This is a genomic window from Neobacillus sp. PS3-34 (genome assembly GCF_030915465.1).
Lineage (GTDB): Bacteria > Bacillota > Bacilli > Bacillales > Cytobacillaceae > Neobacillus_A.
On the sequence record NZ_CP133267.1, the window covers coordinates 679,498 to 694,204 of the forward strand.

At 32.2% G+C, this 14,707-nt stretch carries 5 protein-coding genes; 2 read left to right on the forward strand and 3 right to left on the reverse strand.

The annotated features are described in order from the left end of the window. Positions 1–215: 215 nt before the first annotated feature. On the reverse strand, positions 216–3,875 hold the full coding sequence (locus RCG23_RS03425; protein WP_308178600.1) for an AAA family ATPase: 3,660 nt from the start codon (positions 3,873–3,875) through the stop codon (positions 216–218). A gap of 510 nt (positions 3,876–4,385) precedes the next feature. Between RCG23_RS03425 and RCG23_RS03430 the strand changes: the two genes are divergently transcribed. Continuing rightward, positions 4,386–6,014, forward strand: coding sequence for a hypothetical protein (locus RCG23_RS03430; protein WP_308178601.1), 1,629 nt, complete (start codon positions 4,386–4,388; stop codon positions 6,012–6,014). Between the two features lie 17 nt (positions 6,015–6,031). Further along, positions 6,032–7,948, forward strand: coding sequence for a helicase domain-containing protein (locus RCG23_RS03435; RefSeq protein WP_308178602.1), 1,917 nt, complete (start codon positions 6,032–6,034; stop codon positions 7,946–7,948). Positions 7,949–8,332: 384 nt separating this feature from the next. On the opposite strand, the gene RCG23_RS03440 is transcribed toward RCG23_RS03435, so the two are convergent. Next, entirely contained in the window at positions 8,333–11,449 is a 3,117-nt protein-coding gene (locus RCG23_RS03440) for a helicase-related protein (RefSeq protein ID WP_308178603.1), read from the reverse strand. 16 nt (positions 11,450–11,465) lie between these two features. After that, positions 11,466–14,570 (reverse strand): Eco57I restriction-modification methylase domain-containing protein, encoded by a 3,105-nt coding sequence (locus RCG23_RS03445; protein WP_308178604.1) that lies wholly within the window; start codon positions 14,568–14,570, stop codon positions 11,466–11,468. Positions 14,571–14,707: the final 137 nt, after the last annotated feature.

A 14,707-nucleotide genomic window follows, 5' to 3' on the forward strand; every position in this document is an offset into this window, starting at 1 on the left:
ATCAAAAGTACTCCTCTGGCCTTATTTGAACTAATCATAGGACTAAACAAAAAGAGCCCATGTTAAAAAAATGAGCTCTTTCAAGTTATCTTCTATTATTTTGTCAATTCTAGCAGCGAGACACACTCCACATGGCTCGAGTTGATGAATTAGATAACAGGTATGAGGGAACATAGCGAGTTATCTAATTTTGTATGTTGGTTGATGGGAGTAAATCAACTATTTTTTATCCATGTTTGAATTTTTCTCTCTATTAATGTTGCATCCAAACTTCCATCTAATCCATCCTCTGTAATTATCAAATTTCCAAGAGTTTCTGAAATTCCCACACTTTCATAATTTGCTCTTTTCTCGCCCCAATGCTTTTTATATGATTTATTCCTTAGCATTCCAAGGTGCTCTAAATAGGCAGTTTTGCCTTGGTAGCGTAGAGTAAAATCGGGAATATAGGTTTTACCACTAACCTCTAATGGTTCTTCATAGGAATACTCAATTTTCATCTTATCGAGAATGTTTGCCACAATTACTTCGGACTTGGATCTTACCATTTCACCACGAATCGTTTTATGGATCAATTTTTCTTCAAAGTACCTTTTTTGTTTATCAAACTCTATCTCAATGATGTTTGGAACTTCAAATAAGTCAGTATATCGTTGTTTGGTATCCGAATACCAGTCATTCGCATACTGAACTAATTCTTGAATTGACAAATCACTTATTACAATTAGTTTTTCTCTTTGACGAGAAAATGCTGTATACAAAAGTTCTTTTGTAACAAATGAACTTTTACCGTTTATGACTACTATGGTTTTGCCAAAACCAGAACCCTGTGACTTATGAACAGTAAGAGCATATGCAAGTTCTAATTTAGGGTCACTGTTTTCTCCACCAAAATCCGATTTTGTATACGAAAATAATTTTCCTTCAAATGAGCAGAAACGGAAGCTATATGAAGCAGGATAAGATCCGTTTTTTTGAGCTCTGCTTAATATTCCAAGTTCACCGTTTGCTATATATTCTTCTGTCTTATCCCAGGCTTCTCTAATTTCATTTCTATTCGAAATAACTTTGTCACCTAAGACAATATTTTGAACAGATTGAGGTTTATATTTATTTTTCCATTCCCATGTTTGCCAATTTTCAACTGTTTTTTGTCGATATTTTTGATGAATTTGGTTGTTTAAATGATAACTTCCCATACCCATAAATCTTGTAGGAGATAGAACTTGCCAGTCTTCAATATGCTTTCCGGTATTATAATTTATATATTTACCGTTTTTCTCAGCGCCTAAACTTTTATTGAATCCATCAATATCATCTTCAGTTGTCATACTTGCAATTTCCACTAATTCTTCAAAGAACACTTTTTCTAACTCATCTAAATCAGTGTATTGAATATATTTAAGACGTTCATCTGGTTCATTATTTTGAATACGGTAAATTACATCTTTATCGACCGAATGCGAATTAGAGAATATTTGAGCAAATGATAAATCATCACCACCTGAACCCTGTCTCATCTCAGTTTTTAACGCTGCGACTTTATCAGGATGTTCAATCTCTAAATAATTTATCAAATCGACAAATGGGCGCCCTGCTCCTATAGGTGGTAATTGATTGGGATCTCCTATAAAGATAATTCTCTCTGCATGAGAATCAACAAGTTTTAGTATGCCAGCAAACATATCTTCAGTCAGCATCGAACTTTCATCGATAATAACAGTTTTAGCAATACTCGTACTAGGTTGGCTTGGCATCTTATAAGCCATTGTGTTCCAACTGAACCCTTTAGAACGAATTAAAAATTGTGCCACAGTCATAAACTCAGCCTCAACACTATTCTTCTTAAATGAATTTTCAAGTTGAACTCTTGCCTTCCCAGTAGGAGTCAATGCTAATACTCCACCGGCCTTAATTTCTTTTGAAGAAGCAAAAATTCCCAATGCTGATGTTTTACCCGTCCCAGCTCTTCCCAATAGTACAGATATCTTAGATGAGTCGAGAATCCTTAATGCTGTCACCTTTTCATCACGAGCCAGTTCATCGTTTTCTTCATTATTTTTTTGAAGTTCTCCAAATTGGTCGTCAATAATTTTTCTCCAGTTTTGTTCACTTGATAAACTAGTTCCTAAACGGCTATTTACTATATCGACTACCAATTGTTTATAAGCTTGATATTCTTTCAGTTTGATGTAGGTATTTTCCACATCCACATGCAAATTACCTTCCTGCAAGAACTCTAGTACACCTTCAATCTTTTCTGTTTGAAAATCCGTTCTTTGATCTAATGGTAATTTGTTAATTTCCTCCACAATTCGATCATAGCTGAGTAAAGTATGGCCTTGATTTGCGGCTTGGTCTAAAACAAATATCACCATAGCCCTGAATCGGCGTTTATCACTTTCAGTCCTCATTTTGGTTGGTTTATTTAGAGGATACCTATTTTCCACCAACGGATTCACAAACATAGCATTGTCAATTTGAGAAATAGTAACTTGATGTTCTTCCTTTTCTTTTCGTGTAATTTCGAATAATAGGTATGGGTTTTCAACAATTTCAGCTGCACAATTTTTCAGGTTACCCCATGCAAAAATAGCTTGTTCAATAGAAAGATTTAATCGAGACAAAAGTTCGAAGTATCGAGTTTTGTTTTCATCTCTTAGTAAACCAAAAAACTCATCCTCTTTGTCTGCTAAGCTGTCATCCAGTTTCTCGTTACCAATTTCTTTGTCTCCTGAAAAAAATAACTTCAATTCAGTAATCAAGTCGTTTTCAGAAGTATCAACGTTCTGTGCAACATCGAAACCATATCTAACCCCGAAAGCTGATAAAATCGAACCTAATCCTGGGAAAATACCACGTTGATTCCAAACGCTTTTTAATTGATTATCAACATATTCAAGTTGAACATTAACCCATTCATGATTGGCTTCTTTTAACTTAAGTTTAGCTATATTTTTCAATGCCATTTTCGCTTGATTTAGCACATCAATAGCCGCATCGTAGCTGACCCATTCAGCCGCATATGAAAATTCCGATCTAAAACCTGCCGGTTCAAATAATGTGACACTCGATACATCAATATCAGAATGCTTTTTTACATACTCAGAAATTTCTAGATATGGCATTAAAAAGCCATCTTTACCATCAACTCTTATTGAATGAGCTGTATTTGTCTCCCAGATATAGTTTTTTTCGTCACTACTTCCATCAGACTCATACTCACGAATTTCTACATTAGATACTATATTTCCTACCCCTGCAATTACTCGGCGATTATCTTCGATAAAGGGAACTTGCTTGTAATATGGAAATATCAATGAATTGTGCGGATTAATTCCGGAAAAGAAATAATCAAAGATCGCTTTTTGAGATTCTCCATGCGATACCCACGAACTTGACCAATTCAGCATTTGTTCTGTTTTTTCTAAGTCAAAATAAAAGTTGTAATAGTTTTGTTTCTCATTTGCATTATCCTTTAGTGTCCATGAAAAAGGTCGCAATAAGAATGAATAGGGGTCCATCTCAAAAGTTGTTTCTACGAAATGCTGGAACTTCGGATTTTTTCCGTTTTTATATGGATGGTTCATTTTAAGTTCGAGCTTGGTATGACTCATGAACGCAGCATTCTCTGTAATCCAGTTTTGCATTCTTACTGACCCTATTTGTTCGTACCTTTTACCTTTATTCGTTTCCTCAAACTCCAAGTCCCGTGTGGATGCAATGTTGGGGATTACTTGAGCAGCTACATTATACCTAGGATTATTGTCAATTCTCCCGGTATAGTCGTTATCCTTCCAAGGAATTCTTGTTGAAAAATGTTGGACATAGTTTGTTTGCTGTTTTACTTTATTATCTTTATCACTCAGAAACATTAGACCTTTCCTCCTAAACTTCTATCATATAGTACTGCCGTTATCGTAAATCGGGTTAATATATTGGAATATATTTCTATTATAAATACATTTGTTCAACATTTGTGGTAAAAAAATAAAAAAATAGGCCGACTTGAAGAGTTTTACAAAAGGGTCTACCATTTTCAACTTGAATGTCATAAAACTCTTCAAAATAACGTTTATGGAATTTCTTATTCAGAATCCCGCTAAAGGTAAAAGGCTGAAAGGGTAGTTTGGGATCTGAAGTTTATGGCGGCTTAGTGATCAGTTATGAGATTAGCGTCGCGGATTCCATAACATTGTTAAGTTATGAATTTTAGTCAAAAATATGTGAGAACACTTGACTTAAATTAAATCTTTTTTGGAGATAGTTTACTAGTAACTGTAAAAGATAACCCAAAATATACCGATAAACGTATATATAGGACATTTATTAACGAAAAATGAACCTAATCATCTTCAGAATGAAGAATACAAGTAGGTGCAATAATGAATTTATTTGATCTTTTATTAACAAAAAAAGAAAATCCCATGGACCCAGCCAACCAAAATCCATTGGGGGCATTAGATAGTTCCTTAATATTGAAACTTGAACAGCAAATAGAAAAACTGCAACATGAATTATCTCAAATAAAGTTGCATAATCAAAGACTTGAAGAAGAAAATATGGAACTTGCAAAGCGTCCATCTCTAGCTGACTATGAATATAAAAACAATCTTATCCAACAGTTAGCTATACGACTTAAACAAATTGATCAAGGATCGGTTTCAAAAAAAGCATACGAGCAACTAAAGAAAGACAACTTGGATTTAAAGCAAGAAGTGCAAACGGTGACTAAGGAAATCGAACAGGTTAATAGTAAGGTTAGGGAATATGAAGACCAAATTAATACCCTACTCTGGCAACTTAAACAGACAGAAGCACAAAAAGCAATCGAGAATTCCATTGAATATGATGTCTTAAGAAATAAATATGATGCAATACATGCTTCTCACAATGATATAAATAAAAGATTTGAACAACAAGTTAAAGAAAATGAAGCTTTGGATTTACAGCTTTTGCAGCTACACGAAGAAATGGAGTATATGAAACAAACCTTAATATTACAGGAACAAAAAATTGTGGAATATGACTCCTTTCCCGCTGAAGAAGATAAAAAAGCAAATAGCAAGGAAGAAGAAATCCATTTTTCTCAGGGTACACCTCATACAGAACTAGTCATGGAAGAAGAACTGGACCTTCCGATATTTAATCATAGTGATGCAGAAGATGTTTCAGAAGAAATTGAACTTCTTGTCGAGAGAGAAATTGATGAGGCGGAAGTAGAGCATGCAATATCAGAGGTGCTTATTAAAACAGTTCCGAAAATCGGAGAAGATGCATCTTCTCCATTTCCTAATTATGATTTATCATCATTCTTGCCACGCGCAGATGAATCCGAACGTGAATATTTAAGACGTGTCATAAAAAAAATAAATAAGTATATACAAAATATCCCGCAGATGAAATTTAACTCTACTTATGAGATTGACTATGCGACAGCATATGTTGAGGGTATTATGCGGAAAAGGACATATGAGAGTAATCGTCGGTTTGAGCAAATGAAGGACCGGCCTTATATTGGTCGCGTGGATTATGTAACAGAATCGGGACCGAAAACGATGTACCTCGGGGAACAAGGGTTGGATGATTCTGTCACTTCATGGAAGGCAGAAGCTGCATCCCTATACTTTATGCGAATAGTTGGTCAGCCTATTGCCCACAAAACGTTGGGGGATACAATAGTAGATTACATTCGGCAAATTGATATCCAAAAGGGCAGCATTACAGCCATTCATCCACCAATGACCGCAACAAACCAATATTTAAAAGATGAAGGATTAGTATCTGCACTGGCGAATAAGCGCGGATTAGACATGCAATCGATCGTTGCAACCTTACAACGAGAGCAATATGAACTTATTCGCTTGCCAATGAACCAGCCTGTTATTATACAGGGTTTAGCTGGGAGCGGGAAATCAGCAATTGCACTTCACCGATTAAGCTACCTTCTATACAGGTATCAAAATTTGAAACCTGATAGGGTTGCAATATTAGGGCCAACGAAGCATTTTTAAAACATATTCAGAATGTATTGCCAACATTAGGGGATTTCGGGGTAAAACAAATAACTTTTTTAGAACTAGCATGTAGCATTTTAATGGTTTCCCCTTCAAAAGTGAAACGTCACAAAGCACTGGAAATGGAGATCATCAAAACAAAGGGCTCCCTGGAGTTTAGGGACATAGTCCAGAGAACAACCATAAATATGATGAATGACCTTCGGATTTGGGCAAAAGCTTTTACCATTAACTCATTATCTATCCCTGTTTTGCCGATCCTGCGGAATATGGAAAAATATCAACAACTTACATTAAAAGATCGTGAAAATCTGTACTTTAACTTTTTCTTAAACAGTTTTCAGCATGAATTACAAGCTAAAAATGACGTGCAAGAACAAATCGAGAGTTGGGTCAAAGAAAAGGCAAAGTCTATAGAACAAAATGAGTTGATAAGTCTATCGTTATATCAGGAAGATTTTATCACCCCGGACATATCTGCATTAGGTGAACGGTGGGTAGAAAATGCAAATATTCATAAGGCTACACGTTCTTCGGCAAGTAAAAAGCAAGCTGACATAAGCCGTCAGCAATTTATCTCAGCGATTCATAGAGAGATCAAATTAATAATGGAGCATCACCTTAATCAGCTAAGACAATTGAATCCTGATTTTATAGAAAACAAAGTAATTGAACAAGCATGGCATCACCAGTTGCGGAATGAAGTACGCAGAGCAAAAGAAGCATTCATTTTAGAGTTGATTGCAGAACAGCCTGTTGAAGTGTTTAATATAGACATCCTAATAGAAACACCTATCATCCAGCAAAAACTTAAAGATGAACAAGAACGAGTTTTACAGCAATTAGCCATGGAAAAGAAAGCTTTTTTCTCAGCACGAAAAGCCCTGCTCCATGAGATGTTGCAAGCAGAGAGTCTTTTGAGGATGGAGAGAGCCTACTATAAAGAAATTTCAGCAGCGTTAAAAAACCGTTATGAGCTCGAGTACACATTTACTAATAGTTATGGTGGTTACGCATTTGAAAAAAAGCACTCTTTATCAACCGCCGATCAGAACATTATAAAGGTATATGTAAAAAAACACCTTGAATTCGATTATTTTGATTCATTTGATGAAGCGATACGAGTTGCTAAATCACATGGCCTGTTGCCAGATGAATATCAATCCCAAGATCTTTATTATGAGGATCTTCCTGCGCTATTACATATAGTACGGATTCTGCAAGGCCTATCCAAAGAACATAAGTTATCCTATTTGATCATTGATGAAGCACAAGACTACATGCCTTATGAAATTGTAGAACTGAATGCATTGACGCAAAAAAATGGATTAATGTTAATTGGAGACTTGGGACAAAACCTGAACCCGGCAAGCTCATTGGAAGACTGGCATTCGCTTGATGATCTAATTGGCAAACCATTTTACCATGAACTATCAGGGACATATCGTTCAACTTCACAAATAGTGGAAGTCAGCAATACAATTATTGAGCCTTTTGCATCTGGAAAATATAAGCTTTCTACGGAGACATTCCGTGATGGGGCGGAAGTTAAATGGATAGAGACCACTGGAGAAGTTGAGGAAAAAATTCTAATTGCGGTCCTTGAAGAAGCAATTTATACGCATAACTTCGAATCTGTAGCAGTGGTCGTAAAAGATGAGTCAATGCTCGAATCCTATCATTATATGATAGATCCATATTTCACTGTAGCTATCCAAACTACAGCAGAGTTGCCTTCAAATGCCAAAGTTATTATTACAACACCAACCGCAGTAAAAGGTTTGGAGTTTGAAGCAGTTGTCATTGTGTCTTTCCACGATTATAGTTTTTCAGACTTTGACCGCAAATTGGCATATGTTGCAACGAGCAGAGCGCTGCATCAATTATATATTACTTATGACAAGAGCAAAGAGTGTTTAATCACACCTTAAGGAAATGAATGGCTATAGAACTCTCTGATTTTTAGGAAAGTACAGAGGGACGGTACTGCCGCCCCTCTGTTTTTACATAATTTCACTTTGTGAGCGACACGAGAACCGTCCCTGTGTCTCTCTTGGAATAACACCCACTTCATATATCAATTTCCTCTATAAAAATGATAGCACATTTTCCCATTTTCTTGTTAAACTAAACTGCTTCGTTAGTTTAAGAATGTGTTGCAATAATATTAACATATTTTCCTTTTAATAAATATTAAAAGCAGTGCGATTTCTAATGCGAAACCCACTGCTTTTATACTTGTTTTTATATATGCTTTTTCCTATGCGGGTACTCCAAAAGAGAACGGCTTAATAAAATTTATGGGACACCTTTTTTTAGATGAATATTTCATAACTTATCAATCTGACTTCGTAGTCATCATTTATATTTACATTACTTTCCTCAAGATCAATATATTCTAAAATCTCATCTAGTTTATTGACCAGTTCCTCATCAGATAATGAAGAAAAGTCAATTGTTCTTAATTTACTAATAGTCCCTTTATGAAGTGGTCTTTTTAATTTTTTTCTTATTTTTCTTTGTTCAATGGTTATTCTACTTCTAAACTTTGTTTTTGCAAAAATTTTCTCTAATCTTTCCGCAATATCTTTTTGAACTTTGTCAATTTCTGATGATGTTACTTGAACTTGGGCAATGTTGTTTAACTGGTCAGTAACATATTTCTTTCCTAGTTCAAGAATAACATCCACATTAAAATTAATCGTTCTTTTAATTGGTTTGGAATCCAAATAATTACCAGTTGAAATTAACTTATATATTTCAGCCTTACTGGTCTTTAATTCATTATTGTTTATTTCATAAAATAACCAGTAGCTCTCAGAGGCAACTTTGTAATACATAAATACCCCTTTATTTGTTTCTGATTTACGAATAGAGTAAATTCCGTCTGGTAACCTTGACACATATTCCATATTTGTTTCGTTATTATATAATAATTCTTTATAATCTTCATAAATATATTCTTCTGATGGAATGATATTGTCTCTTTGCTCCTCCAATTCATCTAATAAAGTTTGATCTTCATCATTTACCTTTTGAATTTGGTCATAATCCTTTTCATTAAAGACCTTATCAATTAATATTTCATCATCTGATATTATTCTACTTTCGTTTCCTATGGTTTCATTTATATACTTTATTTTTTCAGCTAGTCTCTTAGTTAATCTTAAAATAGAATCTAATTTGTCATCGGGGATAAAATTGAAAATATAAATATTGTCATGGTTTGTGGTAATACGATCTATGCGTCCTTCTCTTTGTATGATTCGAACAGGGTTCCAAGTTAAATCATAATTGATTATGGTATTACAGTCTTGAAGATTTTGACCTTCAGATAAAATATCAGTTGAAATTAATATATCTATTTCTGGCTTATCGGGATTAAAGAAATCGGGATTTGAATTTGGAGCAAATTGTGCAACAACTTTTTCTTTCCTATTATTTTGATTATTTTTACTATCAATTTCACTGACAATCCCAAAATTATTGTCTAAGATATGCTTATAAATATAACGAGCAGTATCCTTAAATTGCGTAAAAATGAGTAGCTTGTTATTTTTATTTTTTCTGTGATTTAACCTTATATGATTAATTAATGTTTGAAGTTTTACATCCTTTTCATAATCTATGTCTGCAATAAGTGAAATAATGTTAGATAGGTTTACTTTATCTATTTTTACTTGCTCAATTAAACCTTCAATATCTCCTTGATAATCAGTTATTTTAATCTTTGTAACAAAATCTGAAATATCAAAACTGTCTGAATCCAAATCTTCCATTACTTCTTTTTTTGTAATTAGATATCCTTCCTTAATAGAAGATAGAAGTAAATCACAATACCTAATTTGTTTTAATATTGAATATCTGAATGCTTCAACAGAGCTTTCAAACCTTTTTAATAACATAGTTTTTACAAGTGCCTTATTATAAAACTGCTGTCCTTCGGTAAGTGAATCTTCTGAAATAATAGGTAAGTGAAGGTTTTCAATGATACTGGCTATTTCATTGAAAATATTTTCACCGTATAAATCCGAGATACTATAACTTATTTTCTTTAAGTGTCTTGAAGGGAATTTTATTTCCTTGTCATTTACAAGTAATTTTTTTTCTTTATTCCCATATTTTTTTCTAATAAAAGTTCTACTTCTTCTAATCATTACTTCATTGAGAATATTTGCAACATCATCCTTTTTATCTTCGTAGTTATTAAAAATATCCCTAAGTTTTACAATTCCATATTTGTTTTTAAAATCATCATCTTTCAAAAATAATGTAAGGATATTATATAAATCAAAAATTGAATTGTTAACAGGGGTTGCAGTTAATTGAATAACCTTTTTACCCATTGTTACTTTAATTAACTCTTTGTGTCTATTGGCAGCTTCATTTCGGAAGTTATGAGCTTCATCGATTATTATAATGTCAACATTCTGTAATTTTTCTTCGTAAATTCCATATCTTCCAATACTTTCTTGAGTGATTAGTTCAATATTTATGTTTAGCTCTTCAGCCTGGTATTCCCACATAGATCGTAATGAAGCAGGGCAAATAATCAAAGTTTTCAATTCTTGCATTGTAAAGTATCTTAAGAGCCCCTTTGCTACATAAGTTTTTCCTAATCCAACACTATCTGCGATTATTACACCTTTATATTTTTCTAAAATTTGAATAGCTTTTTTTACTGCAAATGCTTGAAATTCTGTTAAATCATCCAGTTTAAGAGCTTGGATTTCCTCGAAAATTTTGTCCTCTTTTAAATATTCAAAGAGGGTTTTAAGCAATATGTCAAAAGGGGAGTAGTTTAGTTTTTCAACTTCAATATTATTGTCAATAATACTTAATAATTGTTCATTAAAATCCTCTGATTCTTCCCATATTTCACTAAACCATTTCTTGACTTCCTTTATGGCAGAAGGTTGATGTAATACTGCATTTAATTCAGTATTTATTACTCTTGAATCAATATCTCCTAATCCACTCATTGAAAAATTACTTGAACCAACTATTGCATATTGTTGATTAATTATTCCATTAAAAGAGACATCAAAAATATACGCTTTCGAGTGAAATTTATCCTTAACATATATTTTAAAATTGATTTTACCATCACGAATTAGTTCAGATAATTCATATACTCTATGCTTCTGGTCTTCATCAAGGTAAGATATGTCTTTCTCCATGGAACTAAGAATAAATCCTTTTTTTAATTCATAACCCTTTGATATTTCATGAGCAGTAAATGAATTAGTTTCATTTCCAATAATAATATTAATTTGGCAGTCTTGATTAATATTTTCTTTAATCAAATTAAAACCATTAAGGTAGAAATAGCCACTAGCTATTTCTACCTTATTAGCATATTTTATTAAATTATTTATTGTATCCTTTAATAAAGTGTTCCTATTATCAATTATTTCAGGAATTTCAGGCATTAAACCCACTCCATTTCTAAGAAATGATACTCCATAACGTTTTTTGGTCTTCTTCATTTATTCCATATATTTCAAATGTAAGGTTATCTATTTGAGATTGTATATTATCAATATTTTGTTTACTTCGCTTTTCACTTATCATATCCATAATTGTTTTTACAGCAGCAATCATTTGATCTAACTGTTTTTTATTCCCTTTTTTAATTGGTAATTCCCTTACATCGTTTACCAGAATTTTCGGAAATAGCCCTTTTTTTGCTTTTGGTGATGTTCCGATATTATAAAGAGCAAACAATCTAGAATTCAAAAGACCTAGTAAATAAAACAATGGTATTTCACCGTCTTCCTTTGAAATAATGTTGATAATACTCGGTGTATTGTAATATTCAGTATCTGTAAAACCAGCATTTAATCTACCCGTATGTTTATTAACTATTTCTCTAACCAATACTCTAGGACCTATAAAATATTTTTGTTCTCTTGGAGCTCCTAACCAATCACCGTAACTTATCCATGTTTTTCCGTGCCAAACCACAACATATTCTTTAACATCCCCACCTTTTAGCTCAGGCTTAAATGTTTCATCTTTTTTATGGTCCGAATGCCAAATCCTATTTTTAATTATTTCTTCTGAATGTCCTCTATATTTATCATATGGAATCAATCCCTGGCTTACATAAAAATCTTTTTGAAGTGGATTCCCTTTTGATGCAATATTTTCAATCAAGGCTTCCTGTCTTGCTGAAAATCTCATCATAAAAAGCCACTTTTTATCATTTTTTAGTAAATCTTTCACTGGTTTTCTGTTCTTAAAGTGAAAATTCTCATAATCAGGGTTAAAATCAAAATATTCTATTTCATAGCTTTTCTTAATGGCTTTTAATCCATATTTAATAACAGTACGAACTTGTGCATTCTTAAAAACACTTACTTCTGTTAAATCATATATCCCATCCAAAGTAGATGATGAAATTATTTCTTTTCTAAATTTGTCTGCATTAACATTAAAAAGAAATGTATTAGTGGTAATATAACTGATCAAGCCATTCTTATTTAATATTTCTAATCCCCTTAAATAAAAATACTGAGATGATTCATAATCAGCCACATTCGGAAATTTAGTTTTCAAGTAATTTTTTTCATATTCATTAAACTCTGCACCGTAAGGGGGATTTCCAATAACAATATCGAAGCCATACCTTTCAAAAACTTCTGGAAAGTTAATTTTCCAAGAAAAAAATTCTCTATTATTTAATCGTTCAGGAATAACCTTTTCACTTGAAATAAATGACCTTAAAAGAAGTCGCTCTAATTTAACAATATCCTTTTCAAGTTCTTTTTTATTAATTGTTGCGTTGAAAAATTCATTTCTTTTTATGATTAATTCGTCAATTTTTGAATGTAATTCACTTTTTTCTTCAAATAATGACACTTGGCCAAACCCTAGTTTTTCAAATTCATTATCAAAATCAATTCCATCATAAGAACTGAATAAACTATTTCCTTGCATTATTTTATATGAAAGGTTTGGAAGTGGTCGTATTTCTTCCACAGAGTTTGCAGTATATTCAACAGCTAAAGAGAGCCATAATCTTAATCTTGCAATGTCAATAGCACCTTCTTCTCTGTCAACCCCATAGAGGTTTTCTTGGATTATTTCTCTTTTTGTATCAAAAATATTGATTCTCATATTGAATGAATGGAAATTTATTTTTCGAATTATTTCAACAAGGATATGTAGCATACCCAATATAAATGCCCCTGAGCCAACCGCAGGGTCGCATATTTTTACCATCTTTAACTCTTGTAAAACTTTTGATGCTTCATTTTTTGATAATTTGTAAATAGAACAATCTCTAGTTTCTGTACTTTGATTTGATTGATCAACAATTACTTTTTTTTGTTTTGAATATAGATTTTCATCCTCTAGATTGTTAATCAAATATAAAACCTTTAAATTTAATTCTTCCTCGAATTTAGCTTCTAAATGTTTTCTTAAACTTGTCTTGCACATTTCATTAATAATGTTTCTTGGAGTATAAAAACTACCTGTACTGGATCGTTCCTCTTCAATAATCATATTTTCGAATATTCTACCCAAAAGCTCTGGGTCAACTGCAATATCAGTGTCATAACCAAGATCTTCTCTTACGGTAAAATTATATTTATTTAAAAGGTTTTCAAATAAGTCTTTAAACAAATCGTTATCAATTTGTATTTTGGTATTTAATTCAAATTTTGGGTTAGGTTCAAATAATCCACCATTCAAATATGGAATACCTTGGAAGTTTTTAATGGCTTCTATATCCTCTAATACTGGTTCATAATTCTCATATAAACTCCGTGCTTTTTTGCTTCTATTGTTTTCGGTTAACAAACTACTCTCAAATGGGGTGTTTAAACATTCGAAGAATAGCGGCTTCAAAATATCGTTAAAAAAATTTTTTTCGTTTATTAAAGAATACTGAAACCTATCATAAAGATAGTTTTTAACACCGTTTAACCAACCTTTTTGTTGAACAAAGTATAAGAAAATTAATCTACTAACAACAAGGAGACCATAGTTTTTTCTATCTTTTGTCGATTCTAATCCCTTAATATTCGCTGTGAAATTTTCAATTTGTACTTTGAATTCCTCAAAGAATTTATCAGTTACTCGTTCAATGTCAAAGGCATCTTTATGTATTTTGGCTATATCTAAATCATCAAGGATCTCTTTTCCAGTTAATTTTATTTCAGATAAAATCCTTATATCTGTTGCAGTTAATCGGTTCTTTTCTATTTTCAAACGACGTATTTTAATTTTCCCATCATTATCCTTATGATAATGTAAAAATACAGTCATGGAATAATCAGCAGTTGTAAAAATTAATAAATTGTAGTCAAAAGGATTTTTCCTATGTAGGCGATTTGCGATCGTATTCATTAGGTCTGTCTTTAAATCAGTAATCTCAAATAACCATATTTTGAAATCATCTGTATTACTTATCATATGAACATTTTTTAACCAATCATATGTAAAATCAAGTAGTGTTTTATCAAAATTAAAAATTGAATTATCTTCATATCCTATTTTTACAAAGTGATTTTTTATGCTTTCTTTGCTCTTTAAATCAATCAAGCTTGTCCCTCCAAATAATAATTATATTAATAAATATAACATATCTATTATTTACTTAAACAAGCCCTAATAAAACATTCACTAAGAACTCTTATTTTTTAAATAGAGAAATGAAATTGAGAAGAGCATGAATATGG